19 protein-coding genes are annotated in these 20,402 nt (G+C 62.4%); 11 read left to right on the forward strand and 8 right to left on the reverse strand.

Annotated features, from left to right (window positions below; genetic code table 11):
• The first annotated feature begins 26 nt into the window (after positions 1–26).
• The 4 genes from ilvD to Q1A85_RS00790 all read left to right on the forward strand — a co-directional run bounded on the left by ilvD (position 27) and on the right by Q1A85_RS00790 (position 3,622).
• Positions 27–1,790: a dihydroxy-acid dehydratase gene (ilvD, locus tag Q1A85_RS00775; RefSeq protein ID WP_299684054.1), complete on the forward strand. Its 1,764-nt coding sequence runs from the start codon at positions 27–29 to the stop codon at positions 1,788–1,790.
• On the forward strand, positions 1,771–2,373 hold the full coding sequence (locus Q1A85_RS00780; protein ID WP_299684055.1) for a hypothetical protein: 603 nt from the start codon (positions 1,771–1,773) through the stop codon (positions 2,371–2,373). Before ilvD ends, Q1A85_RS00780 begins: the two co-directional genes overlap by 20 nt.
• 90 nt (positions 2,374–2,463) lie before the next feature.
• Entirely contained in the window at positions 2,464–3,237 is a 774-nt protein-coding gene (locus Q1A85_RS00785; RefSeq protein WP_299684056.1) for a DUF6478 family protein, read from the forward strand.
• A 13-nt stretch (positions 3,238–3,250) separates the two neighbouring features.
• The gene (locus Q1A85_RS00790; RefSeq protein WP_299684057.1) at positions 3,251–3,622 is read left to right on the forward strand and encodes a hypothetical protein; all 372 of its coding nucleotides are present in this window, start codon (positions 3,251–3,253) and stop codon (positions 3,620–3,622) included.
• Positions 3,623–3,712: 90 nt separating this feature from the next.
• Here the strand turns inward: Q1A85_RS00790 and Q1A85_RS00795 are convergent, their stop codons facing one another.
• From Q1A85_RS00795 to Q1A85_RS00805, 3 genes are read right to left on the reverse strand one after another with little or no spacing between them, the layout of a single operon-like run.
• On the reverse strand, positions 3,713–4,549 hold the full coding sequence (locus tag Q1A85_RS00795; RefSeq protein ID WP_299684058.1) for a class II fructose-bisphosphate aldolase: 837 nt from the start codon (positions 4,547–4,549) through the stop codon (positions 3,713–3,715).
• Positions 4,546–5,388 (reverse strand): 5-deoxy-glucuronate isomerase, encoded by an 843-nt coding sequence (locus tag Q1A85_RS00800; RefSeq protein WP_299684059.1) that lies wholly within the window; start codon positions 5,386–5,388, stop codon positions 4,546–4,548. Before Q1A85_RS00800 ends, Q1A85_RS00795 begins: the two co-directional genes overlap by 4 nt.
• 12 nt (positions 5,389–5,400) lie before the next feature.
• Complete coding sequence (locus tag Q1A85_RS00805; protein ID WP_299684060.1) at positions 5,401–6,384, reverse strand: PfkB family carbohydrate kinase; 984 nt, start codon at positions 6,382–6,384, stop codon at positions 5,401–5,403.
• Positions 6,385–6,478: 94 nt separating this feature from the next.
• Here Q1A85_RS00805 and Q1A85_RS00810 point away from each other — a divergent pair, with 94 nt between their 5' ends.
• Both Q1A85_RS00810 and Q1A85_RS00815 read left to right on the forward strand, forming a co-directional pair.
• Positions 6,479–7,582, forward strand: a complete 1,104-nt coding sequence (locus Q1A85_RS00810) for a Gfo/Idh/MocA family oxidoreductase (protein ID WP_299684061.1) — start codon at positions 6,479–6,481, stop codon at positions 7,580–7,582.
• Between the two features lie 12 nt (positions 7,583–7,594).
• The gene (locus tag Q1A85_RS00815; protein ID WP_299684062.1) at positions 7,595–8,731 is read left to right on the forward strand and encodes a Gfo/Idh/MocA family oxidoreductase; all 1,137 of its coding nucleotides are present in this window, start codon (positions 7,595–7,597) and stop codon (positions 8,729–8,731) included.
• Between the two features lie 54 nt (positions 8,732–8,785).
• Here Q1A85_RS00815 and Q1A85_RS00820 read toward each other — a convergent pair whose 3' ends face one another.
• From Q1A85_RS00820 to Q1A85_RS00840, 5 genes are all read right to left on the reverse strand, one after another.
• Positions 8,786–9,796, reverse strand: a complete 1,011-nt coding sequence (locus Q1A85_RS00820; RefSeq protein WP_299684063.1) for a LacI family DNA-binding transcriptional regulator — start codon at positions 9,794–9,796, stop codon at positions 8,786–8,788.
• A 78-nt stretch (positions 9,797–9,874) separates the two neighbouring features.
• On the reverse strand, positions 9,875–10,654 hold the full coding sequence (locus Q1A85_RS00825) for an IclR family transcriptional regulator (protein ID WP_299684064.1): 780 nt from the start codon (positions 10,652–10,654) through the stop codon (positions 9,875–9,877).
• Between the two features lie 9 nt (positions 10,655–10,663).
• Positions 10,664–12,022 (reverse strand): TRAP transporter large permease, encoded by a 1,359-nt coding sequence (locus Q1A85_RS00830; RefSeq protein WP_299684065.1) that lies wholly within the window; start codon positions 12,020–12,022, stop codon positions 10,664–10,666.
• Positions 12,022–12,684, reverse strand: a complete 663-nt coding sequence (locus tag Q1A85_RS00835; protein WP_299684066.1) for a TRAP transporter small permease subunit — start codon at positions 12,682–12,684, stop codon at positions 12,022–12,024. The genes Q1A85_RS00830 and Q1A85_RS00835 overlap by 1 nt, the downstream gene beginning before the upstream one ends.
• 110 nt (positions 12,685–12,794) lie before the next feature.
• The gene (locus tag Q1A85_RS00840; RefSeq protein WP_299684068.1) at positions 12,795–14,027 is read right to left on the reverse strand and encodes a TRAP transporter substrate-binding protein; all 1,233 of its coding nucleotides are present in this window, start codon (positions 14,025–14,027) and stop codon (positions 12,795–12,797) included.
• Between the two features lie 108 nt (positions 14,028–14,135).
• Between Q1A85_RS00840 and Q1A85_RS00845 the strand changes: the two genes are divergently transcribed.
• The 5 genes from Q1A85_RS00845 (at position 14,136) to tssB (ending at position 20,399) form a co-directional block, all read left to right on the forward strand.
• The gene (locus tag Q1A85_RS00845; protein WP_299684070.1) at positions 14,136–15,734 is read left to right on the forward strand and encodes a choline dehydrogenase; all 1,599 of its coding nucleotides are present in this window, start codon (positions 14,136–14,138) and stop codon (positions 15,732–15,734) included.
• A gap of 140 nt (positions 15,735–15,874) precedes the next feature.
• Entirely contained in the window at positions 15,875–16,468 is a 594-nt protein-coding gene (locus tag Q1A85_RS00850) for a hypothetical protein (RefSeq protein WP_299684072.1), read from the forward strand.
• A gap of 37 nt (positions 16,469–16,505) precedes the next feature.
• Entirely contained in the window at positions 16,506–17,984 is a 1,479-nt protein-coding gene (gene tagH / locus Q1A85_RS00855) for a type VI secretion system-associated FHA domain protein TagH (RefSeq protein WP_299684074.1), read from the forward strand.
• A gap of 27 nt (positions 17,985–18,011) precedes the next feature.
• Positions 18,012–19,580 carry a type VI secretion system ImpA family N-terminal domain-containing protein gene (locus Q1A85_RS00860; protein ID WP_299684076.1) on the forward strand — a complete coding sequence of 523 codons (1,569 nt, stop codon included), beginning with the start codon at positions 18,012–18,014 and terminating at the stop codon, positions 19,578–19,580.
• A 258-nt stretch (positions 19,581–19,838) separates the two neighbouring features.
• Positions 19,839–20,399 carry a type VI secretion system contractile sheath small subunit gene (tssB, locus tag Q1A85_RS00865; protein ID WP_299684078.1) on the forward strand — a complete coding sequence of 187 codons (561 nt, stop codon included), beginning with the start codon at positions 19,839–19,841 and terminating at the stop codon, positions 20,397–20,399.
• Positions 20,400–20,402: the final 3 nt, after the last annotated feature.

The following is a 20,402-nucleotide window of genomic DNA, read 5'->3' on the forward strand; positions in this document are numbered from 1 at the left end:
CCAACACGATCCAGGGAGTGACCCAGATGCTCAAAGGCAAGTTCGACAAATCCAAACTGCCCAGCCGCCATGTAACCGAAGGCCCCGAGCGCGCGCCGCACCGGTCCTACTACTACGCGATGGGCATGACCGAAGAGGAAATCCACCAGCCTCTGATCGGTGTCGCCACCTGCTGGAACGAGGCCGCACCCTGCAACATCGCGCTGAACCGGCAGGCCCAAGCGGTAAAGATGGGCGTAAAGGCTGCCTATGGCACGCCGCGCGAATTCACCACGATCACAGTGACCGACGGCATCGCCATGGGTCACGAGGGGATGCGGTCATCGCTCGCCTCCCGCGAGGCGATTGCCGACACGGTCGAATTGACCATGCGCGGTCATTGCTATGACGCGCTTGTGGGCCTTGCGGGGTGCGATAAATCCCTGCCGGGCATGATGATGGCGATGATCCGTCTGAACGTGCCGTCCGTGTTTCTTTATGGCGGGTCGATCCTGCCGGGCAAGGCACCCAACAATCCGGTTGTGCCCGCAGATTTCGCCAATCGCGATCTGACCGTACAGGATATGTTCGAGGCCGTGGGACGTCATCAGGGCGGCACCATCTCGACCGAAGCGCTTGAGGTGCTGGAACGTGTCGCCTGCCCGTCGGCAGGGGCCTGTGGCGGTCAGTTCACCGCCAATACCATGGCTTGTGTGTCCGAGGCGATCGGCCTTGCGCTGCCCAATTCGTCCGGTGCGCCCGCACCCTACGAAAGCCGCGATCAATATGCCGAAGCGTCCGGGTCCGCCGTGATGAACCTGATCGAGAAAAACATCCGTGCCCGTGACGTCTGCACCCGGCAGGCGTTCGAGAACGCCGCGCGCGTTGTGGCCTGCACCGGCGGTTCGACCAACGCGGGCCTGCACCTGCCCGCCATGGCGCACGAGGCGGGCATCGACTTTTTCCTTGAGGATGTGTGCGAAATTTTCCGCGACACGCCCTATTTTGTCGATCTGAAACCGGGCGGCCAATATGTGGCCAAGGACCTCTACGAGGTGGGCGGCATCTATGTGGTGATGAAGGAACTGCGCAAGGCAGGCCTCATCCACGAGGACTGCCTGACCGCGACCGGCTATTCCATCGGCGAAGAACTGGACAAGATCGACCTCGAAGCGGACGGCAAGGTGATCTACCCCGTCTCCGACCCGATCACCAAGACGGGCGGCGTTGTCGGCCTCAAGGGCAACCTCGCCCCCGAAGGCGCCATCGTAAAGGTGGCGGGCATGGAAGCGCAGCACCAGCGCTTTGTCGGGCCTGCGCGCGTGTTCGAATGTGAACAGGACGCGTTCGAGGCGGTGCAGAACCGCGCCTATGAAGAAGGCGAAGTGATCGTGATCCGCAACGAAGGCCCCGCAGGTGGCCCCGGTATGCGCGAGATGCTGGCCACCACGGCAGCCCTGTCGGGCCAAGGCATGGGCAAGAAGGTGGCGCTGATCACCGATGGCCGCTTTTCCGGGGCGACGCGCGGGTTCTGTGTCGGTCACGTCGGCCCCGAGGCCTACAAGGGCGGCCCGATTGCCCTGCTCAAGGACGGCGACATCATCACGCTCGATGCGATCAAGGGCGAACTGAGCGTGGATCTGAGTGACGAGGAACTGACCGCGCGCAAAGACGCGTGGGCCGGACCGCGCCAAACCATCTACGAAAGCGGCGCGCTGTGGAAATACGCGCAGCTTGTCGGCGACACCTACAAGGGTGCCGTAACCCATCCGGGCGCCAAGGCCGAGCGGCATGAATACATGGACCTCTAGGGTCTGTGCCGCGGTTCTGACCTGCCTCACCCTCGCGGGCTGCGAGGGCGGGTTCGGGCTGCCCGGTACAGGTGACGATGACGGGCTGCGCAGCGCGACGCTTGGCCTTGGGGCGGTGACATTGGTCGCGCCAAACGGCTTCTGCATCGACAAACGCAGCCTGCGCGCCCGCTTTGCGCTGATGGCGCGCTGCGACACGCTGGGAGTGCGGGCGGACGGTGACGTACCGCTGGCACTGATCACCGCGACCACGGTGCCCGGCGACACCGCCCGCCCCATCACGCCCGAGGATCTGGGCACACGCGCGGAAACCGTCCTGGACCGGGCAGATCGTGACGGGCTGACGATGGTACAGGTGCGCGGCACCCCACCCAGTCCCGAATTGCGCGAAATCTACTGGCGCGCGGCAGGGCGCGTTGGCAACCAGATTGTCGGGCTGGCCATCTATGAGGCGCAGGACAGCGCGCCCTTGGGGGCCCGCGCCCCGCGGCTTTTGGAACAGACCATGCAGCTTTCGCAGGCGCAGACTGTTGCCTCTGTTGTCGCGGCTGCGGACAATTCTGCAACGCCGCCCAACAATTAGCCGCAGTGCAGGCTTTTGCACGGTTTATTCACGGGAAACCTTTGGCATAGATAAAGGGCCGAAGGACAACCCACGGGCCGCAAAGAGCACATGGCAGGCAAGAGCGTCAGCTTTATCGAACAAATCGCCCACAAACGGGCGATGCGCCGCTGGGCGCGCGCTGCGCGTAACGCCGGCACTATCGCGCTGAGCGAACTGCGCAACCGTCGCAGTGCCGCGCGCCTGCTGCGCACCCATCTTGACCGGTTGATCCACCGCGCCGACGAACGGCTGGCTTTGCCCGCCATCGGCTCCACCAGCTTTCCCAAGCCGCACAATGCCGATTGGGCGTGGCGGCCCGAATTGTGGCGCGGTCCCATCGCGCGCCCCGGCATGTCTTCGGTCGAGACAAAGTCGATGCTGGGTGACGAGGTCACGCTGTTCCACGATTGCGATTTTTCCGAATTGACCCTGCGCCAGTTGCGCAACCAGCGCGAAGAGGACCTGGCCCCCTACGGCCTGCGCCTTGACGTGTTCAAATTCGACGGCTCCTTCCTGTCACTGGTGATCGACTTGCCGCAGGAGGCGATTCAGGGCCTCAAGAAAACCCATCTGATCGGGGTGAACACAATCGTCGAGATGGAAAAGCCGCTGGAGATTTTCGTGCGACTGAACGTCCGCCACGGTCCAAACACCGAACAGATCGTGCGCGAACTGCCCCTCAATGAAGAGGACGTGATGGTCGAATTTGACCTCGCCTATTCCAAGCTGAACGAACGGCGCGTTGAACGGGCGTGGCTGGACCTGATCTTTGAAGGGCCGGAAATGAACCAAGTCACCTTGCGAGACCTCACATTCTCGCGCAGGCCGCGGGCGGCACTATGACAAGGGGCGGATCATGAGCACGCTGACATTGACACCCACCCGAATGCGCCACGGCATCTGGGAGGGCGTGATTGCCCAATCCGGCAGCGGCGTGCCGCAGATTTCCGTGACCCATCTGGGCAATGCCGTCCCGGATGTACAGGTCACGGAACAGGGCGAGGCCGGGTTGTGGCTGGTACAGGTGCCCATCCCCGCCGAGGCGATTGCCGACGGGGTGCAGGTGTTTGTCCTGTCTGACGCCACGGACGGCGAAAAGCTGGGTCATTTCACACTGATCGCGGGTGAGGCCCTTGGCGACGACATCCGGGCAGAGATGGAGTTGCTGCGCGCCGAATTGGACATGCTCAAACGCGCGTTCCGCCGCCACTGCGTCGAAACCGGCTGAGGTCAGAGCAGAATTGCCCACGGGCAATTCAAGTGACTGCAAATAAACAATAATTTTTAGTTACTGCGCCGCACGTACGGCAACAGCGCGTCAGCGCTGGGCGGGCTTGAACCCCTGCAACACGCTGCGCGTTGCGGCCACCAGCGGGTCGTGGGTGTCTTTCATGATCTGCACCCGGTCGAACCGATCCGGGTCGCTGGTCACCGCTGCGCGCAAGGCGGTGCCAAAGGCCATGCGCAATTCGGTCCCGATGTTGAACTTGCACACCCTGGACTGGCGCGACAGCATCTGCCGCTGCGCCAGCGGCACGCCGGACCCGCCATGGATCACCAGCGGCACATCGGTGACCGCCTCAATCGCGCGGATTCGCGCCACGTCCAGCCCATCGCCCACGTCCTGTTGCAGGTGTACGTTGCCCACGGAAATTGCCATTGCGTCCACGCCAGTGTCCCGCGCGAATTGCGCGGCCTCGTCCGGGTCCGTGCCCGCCGATTGCTCGCCCCCCGAATAGCCGACAAAGCCGATCTCGCCCTCGCAGGATACGCCCGCAGCATGGGCCATTTCGACTATGGCCGCCGTTTCGTCGATGTTCTGGGTCAGCGGCTTGCGCGATCCGTCATACATGACCGACGTGAACCCGCTGTCGATGGCCAACCGCGCCTCATCGGCCTCATATCCGTGGTCGAGATGAGCAACCACGGGGACAGAGGCCTCTTCGGCCAGATGGGTGAACATCTTGCCCAATATCGGCAGCGGCGTGTGCGCGCGGCAGGATGGCCCCGCCTGCAAGATCACCGGCACGCCTTCGGCTTCGGCGGCGGCCACGTAGGCGCGCATATCCTCCCACCCCAGCGTGACCAATCCGGCAACAGCGTAACCGTCGCGCAGCGCGGGCTGAAAAGCCTGTTCGAGCGTTACAAGGGTCATTTGAACTTGGCCACCATGTCCATGATGCCCGGAATAGTGTGCAACTGATCCGCGTGAGAAGGCTGAAAATACTGTTTCAGCGACCGCTGCGACAGCCCGCCCAGAATGGTAAAGTAATACATTTCGTAGCCCGGCAGCACCGCGCAAGGGTGATACCCCTTGTCAATCAGCATCGTGGAGCCGTCGACGATGTGGTACGCATCGCCCGCCTTGCCATCCTCGCGTTGCAGCATTTGCAGACCCGACCCGTGGTTGGGCTTGAAGCGGAAATTATACGTCTCGTCGTGGCGCGTCTCTTCCGGGAGCCGGTCCGTGTCATGCTTGTGGCTGGGAAAGCCCGACCAGCCACCCGCACCCACAGTGAACAGTTCTGACACCAGCAGGCGCCCCACCTTGTCGTGCTGGTTGGCGCCGAGGATATGCTTGATCTTACGGTGTGTCTTGGTGTCGTCCGACCCGTATTGCACCCGGTCAATGCCGTCCTCGCGCACGTCGAACGGTTCCAGGACCTGATCGTACTTGGCCCCGGCCACGAACACCTCTGCCGTGTCCGACACGCAGGTCATCCGCGTCTTCGCCCCCACGGGCACGTAGACCCCTTCGGGCTCGCCCCCCCACACGTCGCCCACGCGGTGTCCAAGGCTGGCAAAGGCCGCGCCGTCCACGTCCACATCCACCGTCCCGGTGGCAGGCACGATACAGGTCTCGTACCCGGGCACGGCATAGTCAAACACCTCGCCCTTGGTCAGCTTGACGATGTTGAAATAGTTGAGCGGCACCAGATCGTGATCCACGTCCACAATGGGCTGATTGCCGTTGTCAAAAGGTGCGATATGCATGTCTGTCCTCCCTCAGGTGTCCGTGGGGCCGGGGTGCGACGCCAGAAAGGCGTCAAGCTGTGCGGTGTCGGGCATGGCAGGCGCGCAGCCCGGTTTCGACACCACGATGGAGGCCGAGGCCGATCCGCGCAGCACCGCGTCGTGCAGGGAATGTCCCGCCGCAACCGATGCCAGCAGGCCCGAGATAAAGCTATCGCCCGCCCCGTTGGGTTTCACTGCCTCGACCGGGTAGATGCCGGTGCGGATTTCCTGCCCGTCGGCAAAGGTCACCGCGCCCTTTTCGCCCATCTTGTAGATCACGATGCGCCCCGGACGCTGTGCCAGTTCGCGCGCCTTGTCGAGGCCTTTGTCAATGCCGCCAGCCATAAAGCCGAACTCTTCGTCATTGCCGACGATCATGTCGCTCGCCTCGCCCGCGCGCGACAGGACGTCCGCAGCCACCTCTGCCGAGGGCCACGAATAGGGGCGGTAGTCGATGTCGAAGATGATCGGCAGCCCCGCCGCCTTGGCCGTGTCAAACGCACGAAAGGTCGAGCCGCGCGACGGTTCTGCCGCGAACACGGTGCCTGCGGTGACCAGCGCGGTGAAACGGCCATAGTCGACCTGATCCACATCCGCATCCGTCACCTGAAAATCCGCCACCCCGTTGCGGTAGATCACGTTCTGGAAATCCTCGATACAGCTTTCGTAGACCGCGAGCGAGTTGCGGTACTCGCCCCCGACGGCACGCACATAAGTCGTCTCGACCCCGTAATGCGCCAGCTTGTTCACACAGAACCGACCCACCGCATCATCCGAAACGGAGGTGACCAATGCAGCCTGCGATCCCAGCTTGACCAGCCCGGCGCAGGTGTTCGCGGACGAGCCGCCCAGATCGGCGTGGAACGTGTCCGCATGTTCGGATTTCGTGCCCACGGGGGCCGCGAACATGTCCATGCCCGCGCGGCCAAAGACGACAAAGCGGTTGCCCCGGATCCCGTCCATCAATGCGCTCATGATCCCCTCCCGCGACTTCGCTCTTGTGAGAGGTGTAGCGGTGCGCTAGTCATTTTGCAACCGGTTGCAAAATCGTTTCAGGGAGGACATCGCCATGACCCAGATCGGTATCGGCGTCGTGGGCGGCGGCTATATGGGCAAGGCGCACAGCGTGGCCATGGCCAGCGTCGGCGCGGTCTTCAGCACCGCCCTGCGCCCCCGGCTCGAGATGGTGTGCGCCACGTCCCAAGCCAGCGCCGAACGCTACCGCGCGGCGTACGGGTTCAACCGCGCAACCGGGGACTGGCAGGTGCTGGTGAACGACCCCGCGGTCGATGCAGTGGTCATCGCCTCACCTCAGGAGACGCACCGCGCCATCGCCGAAGCGGCGCTTGCCCTGGGCAAGCCGGTCCTGTGTGAAAAACCTCTGGGCGCTTCGCTCGACGATGGCGCGGCCATGGTCGCCGCAGCCGAGGCCGCAGGTGTCGCCAACATGGTCGGGTTCAACTATATCCGCACCCCCGCCAGCCAGTTCGCCCGCCAGTTGATCAACGACGGCACCATCGGCACGCCCACGTGGTTTCGCGCCGAACATACCGAGGATTTTCTGGCCGACCCGCAGGCCCCCGCCACATGGCGCACAACCGGCATGGCCAACGGCACGATGGGGGATCTCGCACCGCATATCGTGAACGCGGCCCTTGCCCTGATGGGCCCGATCGACCGCGTCATGGCCGAGGTGGAAACCGCGCATGACACGCGCCCCGGCGGGACCGTTACCAATGACGATCACGCCCAGATCATGTGCCGGTTCCAGAGCGGCGTGATGGGCCATATCTATGCCAGCCGCATCGCGATGGGCCGCAAGATGGGCTATGCCTACGAAATCCACGGCACGCGCGGCGCAATCCGCTTTGATCAGGAGGATCAGAATGCACTCTGGCTCTACGTCAATGACGGGCCGGAGGCGACCAAGGGATTCACCAAGATCCTCACAGGTCCCGCGCATCCAGACTACGAACCCTTTTGTCAGGGGCCGGGGCATGGCACCGGATACCAAGATCAGATCATCATCGAGGCGCGCGATTTCCTGCACGCCATTCACTCCGGCCAACCCGTCTGGCCCACCTTTGCCGACGGGCACGAGGTGAACCGGGTGATTGCGGCAGCGCTCGCCGCATCGGACAGCCAAAGCTGGCAGAGCGTCAGCGACTTCTAAAAGGACAGGCACATGCAAAAGCTCAACTGGGGCATGATCGGTGGCGGTGAAGGCAGCCAGATCGGCCCGGCCCACCGCCTTGGCGCACTGGCCGACGGCCACTTCTCGCTGGCGGCGGGCGCACTGGATGTGGACGCTGAAAAGGGCCGCGCCTACGGCCAGACCCTTGGGATGGCACCAGACCGGGCCTATGGCAACTGGCAGGACATGCTGGAGGGTGAGCGCGCCCGCGACGATCGCATCGACCTCGTGACCGTTGCCACACCCAATTCGACCCATTTCGAAATCACCAAGGCATTCCTTGCGGCGGGCTTCAACGTGCTGTGCGAAAAGCCGATGACCATGACCGTCGAAGAGGCCGAAGAGATCGTGCGCGTGGCGCAATCCACAGGCAAAATCTGCGCGGTGAACTACTGCTACTCCGCCTACCCCATGGTGCGCGAGATGCGGCACATGGTGGCCAGCGGCGAGATCGGCAAAGTGCGCCTCGTCGTGGCGAACTTCAGCCATGGCCACCACGGTGACGCGACCGATGCCGACAACCCGCGGGTGCGCTGGCGCTACGATCCGGCGATGGCGGGCGTGTCCGGCCAATTTGCCGATTGCGGCATCCATGCGCTGCACATGGCGAGCTTTGTCGCAGGCGACGAGGTCGAAACCCTGTCTGCCGACTTTGCCTCGACCATCCCGTCCCGTACGCTCGAAGACGATGCGATGATCAACTTCCGCATGTCGGGCGGCACGGTCGGGCGGCTGTGGACATCATCCGTCGCCATCGGACGCCAGCACGGCTTTGACATTCAGGTGTTCGGTGAAACCGGTGGGCTCCGCTGGGCGTCAGAGCAGCCCAATCAGGTGCTCTACACCCCCGTAGGTGGCCGCACCCAGATCATGGAAAAGGGCGAGGCGGGCCTGTCGGGCGCCGCCAGCAGCCTCAGCCGCGTGGCCATCGCCCACCCCGAAGGCTTCCCGCTGGCCGTTGCCAACATCTACGTCGACCTCGCCGCCGCGATCCGGGGCGAGACGCGCGACGCCCTGCCCACGGCACCGGACGGCCTGCGCTCCATCGCAGCCATCTATGCCGCCGTGGCTTCGGCCAAGGACAATGGCGCATGGACGGACGCGCGCCCACCCATGTACCGGACCTAGTCCCTTCTTTTCTTCAAAAATACTCCGGGGTCTGGGGCAGCGCCCCAGTCCGCCCTATGCCCCGTTTTCCGGCAATGAACGCAGCGTACCGCGCTCGACAATTTCGCAGTCGAACACGCGCACCTCTGGCACGGCATCGGACCCGGCCAGCATCGCCTCCATCACCGCGACCGAGGCGTCGACAATCTGCGCGATCGGTTGGCGGATCGTGGTCAGGTCGATGTTCTGCCAGCCTGCCATTTCCATGTCGTTCAATCCAATGATGCCCACATCCTCGGGGGCGGACAGCCCGCGGCTTTGAATGGCCGACAGCGCCCCAATGGACAGCACATCGTCGCCGCAGAAATACGCCTCCGCCGGACCCTGATCCAGCAGCCGCAGCATCTCGTCCCGCCCCGCATCAAAGGAATAGGCCCGCGCAAAGGAATGGGTGACGTGTACCGCCACGTGCCGCTCCAACTGGGCGCGAAACCCGGCCAGACGGTCCTGCGTCGATGTTGCAGTGTCCGGCCCGCCCAGAAATCCGATCCGGGTATAGCCGCGTGCCAGCAGCGTCCGGGCCGCCATACGACCACAGGCGACATTGTTGATGCCAACCACATGGACCGGGGGCGCGGGCACAGCCCGGCCAAAGGCGTGGACCACAGGGACACCCGCGTCCCGAAAAACCTCCGCAAAGGCGGGCGGCAGGGTCGACGAGGCGACCACAACCCCGTCCACGGAATATTGCTGGAGCATCCGCACCGACGCCTCCGGATCGGTTTCGTCCGACAGGTTCACCAGCAGGGGGCGCAGGCCGCAATCCTGCAACGCGCGGGTAAAGAGGTCAAAGACCTCCAGAAAGATCGGGTTGCGAAAGTTGTTGGACACCAGACCAATCAGCTTGGTCCGCCCGGTTGTCAGCGACGAGGCCAGCGCGTTGGGGCGATACCCCAGTTCGCGCGCAGCATGTTCGACCTTGCGCCGCATCTTGTCCGACACAGACGCCCCATCGGTAAAGGTCCGCGACACCGCGGACCGGGACACGCCCGCGCGGGCGGCGACCTCTTTCAGAGTGGCGGCCATAGGGTCACATCGGAACAGTTCATACGCGCAGAGTGCCCGAGCGGTGCGGCCCGTGCAACCGGTTGCAAGACCCGCGCCCTAGCCCACCAGCAACTCTTCGAGCCGCTGCCCCGCTTCGCGGAGTTTGGGCAGGCCAGCTTCGAGGCTGGCGATGTCATGGCGGATCTTTGGCGCGTGGATCGACAGTGTCGTCAGCAGCCGCCCCTGATCGTCGCAGACCGGAATGGCAAGCGCGGCCATGCCGTCCATGAATTCCTCGTCATCGGTGGCGTAGCCGCGGCGTGCCGTTTCGCTCAGCATCTGCTTGAGCCGGCCGATATCGGTTTCGCTGTTGGCGGTGCGCTGTTCCAGCGGCACCGATGACAGCAGCCGGTCCTGCGTTTTCGCGGGCAACGCGCTGAGATACATCTTGCCGCTTGCGGTACAGTGAAACGGCACCTGCGTGCCAATGGGCAACTGGATACGCAGCGGCCAGTGCGTCTCGACCCGGTCGAGATAGACCATGCCGTCACGGCCCGGCGCGGCAAGGTTGCAGGTCTCGCCCAGTGCGTCCGCCAGATCACGCATCACCCGCAACCGTTCGGTGCGCACCCGTTGCGAGGACAGCGTGTTGGTCGCCAGCTTGCGCATCCGCCAGCCGGGGCCATAGCTGCGCCCATCGAGGCTGCGTTGCAGATACCCTTCGGCCTCGGCGGTTTGCAGCAGGCGGTGCACGGTGGGCTTGGGCAAGCCCAGCAGCTTGCCCAGTTCGCTTGGCAGCACCGGCACCCCGGCGCGCGCCACCTCTTCCATCAGGACGAGCAGGCGCAGGTTGGTGGGGATCTTCCCGTCTGCGTCTGACTGTAGGTCGTCCGGCATGGTTGGCCTTTACCTGTTTGGCAGCAACAGCAGCGCCAGTTCCGGTGTCAGGGACACAACGATCCACACCGATATCAGCGCGATAAGATAAGGCACGGTGTAGCGCAACAGTCGGAAGTAAGGAACACCGGTGACACCAGACGCCACGTAAAGGTTCAGACCATAGGGCGGTGTCACAAATCCGATAGACGCCCCCACAAGGAAGATCACCGCAAAGTGGATCGGGTCCACCCCGACCGACGCCGCGATGGGCGCAAGGATCGGCGCAAGGATGATCGTAACGGGCAGCGATTCCAGCACCATGCCGCAGACAAACACGATGGCCATGGCAGTGAACAGGACAGGGTAATAGCCCCCCATCGACGTCACAAAATCCCCAATGACCGCCTGCGCCCCCAAGAGCGACAGGATCTGCTGCATCACCACCGAAATGGCGATAAGCGGCGCAAGGATGCCCGTAATCTCGGCTGAACGCGTCACGATGCCGGGAATTTGCGGGATGGTGAAACCTTCGACGACCAGCATCTGGGCATAGGATTTTTCAGTCCAGTCCTTGGTCTGGTCCAGCCGCAGTACCTTGGTTGCAACCCAGCTGAGCAAACCCGCAATGATGCAAAAGCCCACGGTCACGCCCGCCGCTTCCGTGGGGGAGAATTTGCCGGTGTAGATGCCCCAGAGCACCAGACCAATGGCAAAGAACCCCAGCCACGCACCAAACGCGGTTTTCAGAACCCGGTTCAGTTGCAGCGGGATCAGGTAACCCCAGCCGTTCAGGCGGCAGATGATCCAGCAGGCGAACTGCATCCCGACCACCATCAGCGTGCCGGGCAGGATGCCCGCGATGAACAGCTCGGAAATGGGCAGGTTCATCAGGAACCCGTAAACAATAAAGATGATCGACGGCGGGATGATAATGCCCACGGTGCCGCCCGCCGCCGCGGTGGCCGCCGAAAACCGTTCGTCATAGCCGCCCTTGACCATTTCCGGGTGCAGCATCGAGCCGATGGTCGCCGTCGTGGCCGAGTTCGACCCCGAGATCGCCGCAAAAAGCCCGCAGGCCCCAAGCGACGCCATGGCGAGACCGCCCCGTAACCAGCCCAGACAGGCATAGGCAAAATCCGACAGCCGTCGCGCGATGCCGGATTTGTTAATCAGGTCCCCGGTCAGGATGAACAGCGGCATCGCCAGCAAGGCGAAGCCTTTGTTGAACACGTTGAGCAATTCGGCGCCCATATTGTCCAGCGTCAGCCCCAGCACAAAGGAACAGCCGATGACCCAATAGGCGATGATCAAAAAGACCGGTACGCCCAGCATGAAAAGGAATGTGACCCCAAGAGAGATCAGTGTGACCCAGCTTCCGTCCGTCATCACGCGTCTCCCCCGATTACAGCCTGTTTGATCAGCGGCGCGCCGGTGCGCCAGTTGTGCATGTCGTCACGGATGTTCTCGATCGCCCGCGCAGCCATCAGGATGGCGGCCACGGGTGCCGTCAGCAGGAACCACCAGAGCATGACATTGTCGGTGCCCAGCACGATCGCAAAGTTCGACGCCGACAGCGCCGTTTGGCGACAGGTCGTCACGAACAGGATCAGCGCAAAACCGAACCACAGCCCACAGTCGAGCCACAGGCACGCCATTTGCGCGGGCCGCGGCATCTTGGTCCGAAATTCGGAAAAGCTCAGATGCGTGCGCAGTCGGATGTTATAGGCCGCACCGAACCACGCCATGATCATGAACAGGATCGGAGGGATCGTCGTCGACCACGGTTGCTGGTTCGAAAACACAAACCGGTCAATCACACCCCAAAAGATGATGAAGGCGATGGCGAGATAGCTGGCGACCATGATCGTCCGCTCAAGATGGCGTTCGATCCATTTCACGTTGGAATAGACCAACGACACCAGATAGCCGCCCACCAGACATACAACCACGCCGATCCACCAAAAGGCGTCGCTGCGCAGCGCATTGCGAATTTCAAAACTGTCCTGAGACCAAACTGCACTGAATATCGTGCCGATATCTGACCACATGATGGTCGTCCTCCCTCGCCTTTAGATGTCTGCCTGCCGCTTGCGGGTCTGTTGCAGACGAAATAGCCGGCCCCACCTTAGGGACCGGCCAATCGTTTCGGCAATGGTGATTAGCCTTTCCACCAGCGGCGGGGTTCGACGTTCTCTGCCAGGGTGATGTCGTGCTCGCGCACGGTGTCGTAGATTTCCTGATAGGTGTCGATGCCACCGGCCCAGCCGTTGATCCGCTCGCGCCACTGTTCCCACAGGGCGGGCTGATACTCGGGCGAACACTGTTCTTCGGCCTTTTTGATTTCGGCGTCGGACAGTGCGGCCACGCGCACGTTGTTCTGGGCAAAGATGGTGTCCGGACCCTGATGCGGGTGCGAGAAACCAACCGTGTTGACCAGCGCCGCTTCGTTTGCGGCCTGCACGTGCACCTGTGTCAGGTACGACGCTTCCATGACGGCATCCTGCAACTCACCCCCAAGCTTGTCAAAGCTGGCGGCGTTCATCGCGGTGTGTTCCGTACCGCAGAAGAAACGCAGGTCCACACATTGGCTGACGACGGGTGACATGTTGGCATATGCCACGGCCGAGGCCCATGTTTCCGCACCGTCGATCAGGCCCTGCTTGAGACCGTCGAGGGTTTCTTCCCATGCCACGGGCACGGGGTTCAGACCCAGCGCGTTCATCGCGATCCGGCCCAGCTGTGTACCCGTCACGCGGTTCTTGGTGCCGCGCAGCTGGTCGATGCTGGTCACGGTGTCCTTGTCCTGCCAGGCCAGACCCAGCTGGATGCCGCGCAGTTCTGCGTGGGTGAACAGGAACTTCAGACCATGCCGTTTCTCGAAGGGGTCACGGAGGACTTCCTGCGATTTGGGGTGGTACATAAAGTAGTATTGGTCGGCCCGGCTGCGGAACATGTACGCATAGTCGAGCACGTTCAGATAGGGCGCGCCACCGGCAGAGTTCTGCGTAGACGCCGCATAGATGTCGACGATGCCTTGCTGCGCTTTCTCAACGCAGGACAGCTGGCCACAAATCTGGTTGTTGCCGATGAATTCGACCCGGATTTCGCCATCTGTCCGCTCTTCGAGGTCGCGGGCAAATTCAAGACAACCGGCGCGTTCGATCAGCAGGTTTTGCTGATTGAAACCAGCCGCGCCGAACTTGAGCACGTGCTTGGCTTCTTTCTTGAAGCGCTTGTTGTAGGTCGATTCCGCTGCCGAGGCGAGATTCGCAAGGCTCATGGCCCCACCGAATGAGCCCGCGGCAAGCAAGGTCGAGCTGAGCCCGTAAGTCCCTGCCACACGGAACAAATCCCGGCGCGAAATCCCGCTCAGGTTTTTCGTCAGCTTCATTGCATTCCTCCCTTTTTGCAATTATTGAGACGTTTTGTATCAAAAAACGCTAGAGTATTTTATTCAATCTGCATAGACTTTTTTGCAGCATACACGTGGGAGGGTGAAATGGAGGCAGATTTTGTCGTGATCGGCGCGGGCTCGGCGGGCTGCGTTATCGCCAATCGCCTCAGCGCCGACCCAAAGCACAAGGTGATCCTGCTGGAAGCAGGCGGGCGCGACCTGAACCCGTGGATCCACATCCCCGTTGGATACTTCAAGACAATCCACAATCCGAATGTCGACTGGTGTTACAAGACCGAACCCGATCCGGGCCTGAACGGGCGGTCGATCGAATGGCCGCGGGGCAAGGTGCTGGGCGGGTCGTCGTCGCTGAACGGGCTTTTATATGTCCGGGGCCAACCACAGGATTACGACCGCTGGGCGCAGATGGGCAATCGCGGCTGGGCGTGGGACGATGTTCTGCCGCTGTTCAAACGGTCCGAGCGAAACGAACGCGGCGCGGATGAATTTCACGGCGATCAGGGCAACCTGTCGGTGTCGAACATGCGAATCCAGCGCCCGATCACGGACGCTTGGGTCGCCGCAGCACAGGCGGCGGGTTACAAGTTCAACCCCGATTACAACGGTGCGGATCAAGAGGGCGTAGGCTTTTTCCAACTGACTGCGCGCAATGGCAGGCGCTGTTCATCTGCGGTTGCCTTCCTCAACCCGGTCAAGAGCCGGGACAACCTGAACATCATCACCCACGCCCAAGTCGACAAGATCGAACTGGACGGGCGCCGGGTCACCGGCGTGACCTACCGCGACCGTGGCGGCGCACTGCACACGGTCAAGGCGCGCCGCGAAGTCATTTTGTCCGGCGGGTCGATCAACTCGCCGCAATTGTTGATGCTGTCGGGGATCGGCGAGGCGGCGCACTTGCAGGAACACGGGATTGAGGTGGTCAACGACCTGCACGGTGTGGGCAAGAACCTCCAAGATCACTTGCAGGCGCGGCTGGTCTACAAATGCAACGAACCGACCCTCAATGACGAGGTATCGAGCCTGATGGGACAAGCGCGGATCGGGTTGAAATACCTGATGTTCCGGGCGGGTCCGATGACCATGGCCGCAAGCCTTGCAACCGGTTTCATGAAAACCCGCGATGATCTTGAGACGCCGGACATCCAGTTCCACGTGCAGCCCCTGTCTGCCGAAAACCCCGGCAAGGGCGCCGATCCGTTTTCCGCCTTTACCATGTCGGTGTGCCAGTTGCGCCCCGAATCCAAGGGCGAGATCAGGCTGCAAAGCAAAGATGGCAAGCAGTACCCCAAGATCATCCCCAACTACCTGAGCACCGAGACCGACTGCCGCACGGTTGTCGAGGGCGTCAACATCGCCCGCCGGATTGCGCGGCACGCGCCGCTTACTTCGAAAATCTCCGAAGAATATCGCCCCCACGCCGATCTGCCGATGGACGACTATGACGCGACGCTCGATTGGGCGCGCAACAACACCGCGTCGATCTATCATCCCACGGGCACCTGCAAGATGGGCAGCGACAAGGGGGCCGTCGTGGACGAGAGACTGCGCGTCCACGGGATCGAAGGGCTGCGCATCGCGGATTGTTCGATCATGCCGGAAATCGTGTCGGGCAACACCAATGCGCCCGCGATTATGATCGGTGAAAAGGCGTCTGATCTGATCCTCGAAGACGTTGCATGATGCGATTGCGCGCCACAGCTGGCGCGCAAGCCGTTCATTCGTGACATAATTTTCTGCGGAACTGCCGTTCGGCGGTGTTTGGTGAGTTGACGCACGGCCTCGTGATGCGCAGAGTTATCGTGCATTTGAGGAAGGCTGTTATGACTGTCACCAGCGACGACACTGAACAGGATCGGACGATCCCGCCGCTGCGCGCCCTGAGATTTGACCGACCTGCGGATTTGTATCACGAAATCCCGGAGGTCGGAGGTTTTACCAAACACAGGCCCAACGACGACGAAGACCCGCTTGGGTTCTTTGAGCGCCTGCGCGGGTCAACCACACCAGAAGACGCGATCACCTACACGGCCTTTGCCACGGAGCCGCAGGTGGCTATCGGTTGGGGGGTCGAGGCGATCCGCGTATCGCTGCCCGACCTGCCACCCGACGAATTGCAATTGATGAGCTGGATCAGCCAGTGGCTGGACCACCCCAGCAGCGAAAATCGCTGGCGCACGATGCAGGTGGCCCTGTTTGCCCCGCGCCGCTCTGCGACTGTGTATCTGGGCCTTGCGGTGGGCTGGTCCGGCGGCGCGCTGGCCCCGAATGATCCGGTGGCCGTACCCGACTGGCGTTCACCCAAAGCGGTCAATGCCGCGATTTTGCGGGCATTGGGGCAACTAGGGCTTGAACAACGGTCTGTTTCTCTTGCGCGAGTGCTGGACCTCGCCGCTGGGTTGTTTAGGGTGTATTGAGCCCTAAACCTTGCACCACACGGGATTCTTTTGAGCGATGACCACGCTGACGCTGCGCATTGAAAACCATGCGACGCTGGACAATGGCGGTCCTGTGGCCCTGACCCTGACCGGCAAGGGCGCGCAGATTGGCCGCAAAGCAGGCAATGACTGGGTCCTGCCCGATGCCTCGCGCCACATTTCGGGGCACCATTTCGACATCACATTCGAGGGCGGGAATTTTTTCCTGACAGATGTGTCGAGCAATGGCACCTTTTTGCACGGCGAGCGCTATCGCATCGACGGCACGCATCAGATCGCTGACGGAGACCGGTTCACGGTGGGTCACTACATTCTGTGCGCGCAGATCACGGCAGATGCCGCGCCTGCGGTCACTGACCCGCCCGCGGCACCTGCGCCCACACCCGCGCCTGCGCCCGTGCCGCCCGCCTTTGCACAAACCCCGGAACCTGCGGCGCCGCCGCCAGTGGCCCCACCACCGGTGGCCCCGCCAAGCCCTGCTGATGAATTCGATGACGTATGGGGCGATCTGGGCGGCGGCTCTGGCGGGTCCGGTCTACAGGCGCCACCTGCCGGGCAGACATTGGCGCCCTCACCGACCACCGGCGTGCAGGCCCCCACACCCTATGCACAAGACGGCGGTGGCACAGCCACGCAGCAACCGGATTTCAACAGGGTGACAGCCGCACCGGGACTCGCACCGACCACACCGCCACAATTCGGCATTCCGGGCGCCGGTGCCATTTCAACACCGCCCGCTTTTGGAGGCGGCGCACCGGAACCACAGGCCGCACCGCCGCAACCGGCACCGGCGGCCCCTGCCCCACCGCCCGTTGCACCGCCACCGGAACCCATCGGCTCCGAAGGGTTCGGCATCGGGCAACACGTGGCACCGGCGGCGCAACCCGCCTACCCCCAGGCGATGGCACCGCAACCCGGTGGCGGAGGCGGCGATGCATTCCTGCGCGCCTTTATGGAAGGGGCGGGGATCACCGACACCAGCCAGTTGCAGATGCCCCCGGAAATGCTGGGCCGCATCCTTGGCCAAGTGGCGCGCACCGGCACAAACGAATTGATGCGGATGTTGCAGGACCGCGCCGCAGTCAAACTGTTCGTCAGCAACGAAGACCGCACCATGCGTGTGGCCACGGGCAACAACCCGATGAAATTCATGATCGACACGGATCAGGCGTTCGAGGCGCTGTTTCTGAAACCTCGTGACGGATACCTGACAGGTGCGGACGGGTTCGAAAACGCGCTCAGTGACATCCGCCGTCATCAGGCTGCTGTGATTGCGGCCCTTCAGCCTGCGCTGGCCGAAATGCTGGGCGGCTTGTCCCCCGACGATATCGAAGGCGACATCGGTGGCGGCATCATGGGCGGCGGGGCGCGCAAGGCGTGGGACGAATTCACCAAACGGTGGGAAGCACGGGCCGCCCAAGGGGAAAACGGGATGCTCGACGCGTTTATCAAGGCGTTCTCGCGCCATTACGCGGACGCGCTGCGCAAGATGTAGGGTTGGGAAGACCGGGGGAGTGGTGAGATGAGTTTGGACTGGATCAAGACGCCGGTCACGCAGGACGCACCGGGCGGGCCGGACCTGTGGATGGACGACGACCCCGAATTCTCCGAATATTATTTCGACGCGCAGGGGCGACTGCCCGAGGCGGATGACTACGTCAAACTTGGTCTGGAAATGGGCAGCGGCGGCAAAGCCGAGGACCAGATATTTGACCCCAAGTCGGTCGATCTGAAAGGTGAACTGGCCACAATCGACGCGCTGCTGAAACGCACGCGGGATGCGCGCCTGCTGACCCTGCGGGCGCAATGGTCCGCGCTGGCGGGGAATATGGAAACGCTGGCCGAAAGCCTCGTGGCGATGGCGGACCTGCTCGAAGAGATGCCCGAGGATGCGCATCCGGGGCTGGAAGACGGCCCCGCCGACCGGCTGGAGGCGATCAACGATCTGACGCAGGTCGGCGCGATGATCTTGCCGCTGCGCTATTACGACATTGCCAACAGCGGCGCGTCGCGCCGTCGGGTGATGGTCTGTCAGGGCGATGTGACGCCGCATGATGGCGAAGACGATCTGAGCATCGACGACATGGTCGCGAACATGATCGACCGGGGCGAAGAAACAGAGATTGTCCACGGGCACCTGACCACGGTTCTTGAGGCGGTGTCGCGTATTCAGACCGCCTGCCTGACCGCAAGCAAGCCACACACACCACAGTTGCAGAACCTCACCAATGAGGTGAACGCCGTGCTTGGCGTGATTGCGTCGGCCAACCCTGAACTGGCCAGCGACAGCGACGAGGAGTCCGATGATGCCGCGCCCACCGCGGTGGGTGGCAGCAGCGGCGGACCGGCACCTGTGGCCACCGACGTCAAGGACCATGACGAAGCGCGCCGTCGCCTTGTCGCGGTCGAGACGTATTTTGGCCTCAAGGAACCGTCTTCGGCCTGTGTATTGCTGGTAACGCAGGCGCGGCTGTTGATCGGCAAGTCTCTGATCGACGCCTTTGACATCCTTGCCCCCAACTCTGCGGATCGGGCCAAGGTCGAGTTTATCTCTGACAATGGGTTTGCGCTGGCGCACCACCAGTTGCGCAACCTCGCCGACGAAGTGCTGATCGAAGAGATCGAAGAGCCGGAGCCGTATTGGGAACCTGAGCCGGAACCAGAACCTGAGCCGGAACCAGAACCCGAGCCGGAACCAGAACCCGAGCCGGAACCCGAACCTGAGCCCGAACCTGAACCGGAGCCGGACATGACCGATGAGGACGGGGAACCGATGGCTGAAGAGGCTGCCGACGAAGATGCGGTAGAGGCCGATGACGCGCCAGAGCCGGAACCTGAGCCGGAACCCGAACCTGAGCCGGAACCTGAGCCAGAGCCGGAACCCGCCCCGCCGCCGCCTCCGGCTGAGCCCGAAGTGTTCATCGTCCGCGACGCCGCAGAGGCCGGCGCCCAGATCAAAGCCGTTGAAACATATTTCAGAACGGTCGAACGGTCTTCACCGATTCCAATGCTGCTGACGCGCGCGCGCAGCTACATTGGCAAGGATTTCGAGGCATTGTTGCGGGAATTCGTACCGAAGTCCGATTACTGATGTCCGGGCACCGCCCAGATCGCAGATTCGCACGCACGGGATGAATTTTTTTCGCAAAAACCGCAAATTATCTTTGGAAACAGGTGAATAATCCGGCACGATCCGTGTTGTTCAGGGTAAGACCTGTCAATTCGGGGGTGCACGAGAATGAAAATTGCAAACCTAATGATTCGCAAAATGTCAATGGCGCGATTCAACCATTGAATGATCGTGAGCACCGCTGCACCTTAACATCAAGTTTTTTCGGGAGTTTCCAACATGGCATCTGATACCGGCACGGGGCACATCCGCCGCAATCGCCCGCCGCGCGTTCACATTGCTTATACCGACCCCATCGACTCGGAAAAGAACGTCGAACTGCCCTTCGTCATGGGCATCATGAGTGACCTGTCGGGCAACAACCCCGGCAAGGAAAAAGCGCCGGTAGAGCAGCGCGAGTTCGAAAAGGTCACCATGCACACGCTCGACAGCTATATGTCGCAAAAAATCCAGCCCGGTGTATCGGTGATGGTCGACAACAAGCTGAAGGATGGCGACGGCCAGAAGATGGGCGTGAACCTGCGCTTTAACTCTATGGACGATTTCGAGCCGGCCAACATCGCGCGCCAAGTGCCCGCGTTGAACGAATTGCTCACCGCCCGCCAACAGCTTGCTGACCTGCTGTTGTATATGACGTCGAAACCGAAAGCTCAGGAGCAGATCAAAGAGCTGCTGAACGATCCGGACAAGCTGAAGGTGCTGGCCGAACAAGCCAAGGCCGAAGCCGACGCCAAGAAAGCCGCAGATGAAGCGGGTCAACCAACAGAAGGCGACGCGTAAACG

Origin of the sequence: uncultured Tateyamaria sp., assembly GCF_947503385.1 — a bacterium.
Taxonomy (GTDB): Bacteria; Pseudomonadota; Alphaproteobacteria; order Rhodobacterales; family Rhodobacteraceae; genus Tateyamaria.

Coding starts and splice junctions, on each gene's coding strand:
- Q1A85_RS00815 (WP_299684062.1), top strand. CDS start 7,595: ATGCAAAAGCTCAACTGGGGCATGATCGGTGGCGGTGAAGGCAGCCAG.
- tagH (WP_299684074.1), top strand. CDS start 16,506: ATGACCACGCTGACGCTGCGCATTGAAAACCATGCGACGCTGGACAAT.
- Q1A85_RS00840 (WP_299684068.1), bottom strand. CDS start 14,027: ATGAAGCTGACGAAAAACCTGAGCGGGATTTCGCGCCGGGATTTGTTC.
- tssB (WP_299684078.1), top strand. CDS start 19,839: ATGGCATCTGATACCGGCACGGGGCACATCCGCCGCAATCGCCCGCCG.
- Q1A85_RS00850 (WP_299684072.1), top strand. CDS start 15,875: ATGACTGTCACCAGCGACGACACTGAACAGGATCGGACGATCCCGCCG.
- Q1A85_RS00810 (WP_299684061.1), top strand. CDS start 6,479: ATGACCCAGATCGGTATCGGCGTCGTGGGCGGCGGCTATATGGGCAAG.
- ilvD (WP_299684054.1), top strand. CDS start 27: ATGCTCAAAGGCAAGTTCGACAAATCCAAACTGCCCAGCCGCCATGTA.
- Q1A85_RS00790 (WP_299684057.1), top strand. CDS start 3,251: ATGAGCACGCTGACATTGACACCCACCCGAATGCGCCACGGCATCTGG.
- Q1A85_RS00845 (WP_299684070.1), top strand. CDS start 14,136: ATGGAGGCAGATTTTGTCGTGATCGGCGCGGGCTCGGCGGGCTGCGTT.
- Q1A85_RS00835 (WP_299684066.1), bottom strand. CDS start 12,684: ATGTGGTCAGATATCGGCACGATATTCAGTGCAGTTTGGTCTCAGGAC.
- Q1A85_RS00800 (WP_299684059.1), bottom strand. CDS start 5,388: ATGCATATCGCACCTTTTGACAACGGCAATCAGCCCATTGTGGACGTG.
- Q1A85_RS00860 (WP_299684076.1), top strand. CDS start 18,012: ATGAGTTTGGACTGGATCAAGACGCCGGTCACGCAGGACGCACCGGGC.
- Q1A85_RS00795 (WP_299684058.1), bottom strand. CDS start 4,549: ATGACCCTTGTAACGCTCGAACAGGCTTTTCAGCCCGCGCTGCGCGAC.
- Q1A85_RS00825 (WP_299684064.1), bottom strand. CDS start 10,654: ATGCCGGACGACCTACAGTCAGACGCAGACGGGAAGATCCCCACCAAC.
- Q1A85_RS00820 (WP_299684063.1), bottom strand. CDS start 9,796: ATGGCCGCCACTCTGAAAGAGGTCGCCGCCCGCGCGGGCGTGTCCCGG.
- Q1A85_RS00780 (WP_299684055.1), top strand. CDS start 1,771: ATGAATACATGGACCTCTAGGGTCTGTGCCGCGGTTCTGACCTGCCTC.
- Q1A85_RS00830 (WP_299684065.1), bottom strand. CDS start 12,022: ATGACGGACGGAAGCTGGGTCACACTGATCTCTCTTGGGGTCACATTC.
- Q1A85_RS00805 (WP_299684060.1), bottom strand. CDS start 6,384: ATGAGCGCATTGATGGACGGGATCCGGGGCAACCGCTTTGTCGTCTTT.
- Q1A85_RS00785 (WP_299684056.1), top strand. CDS start 2,464: ATGGCAGGCAAGAGCGTCAGCTTTATCGAACAAATCGCCCACAAACGG.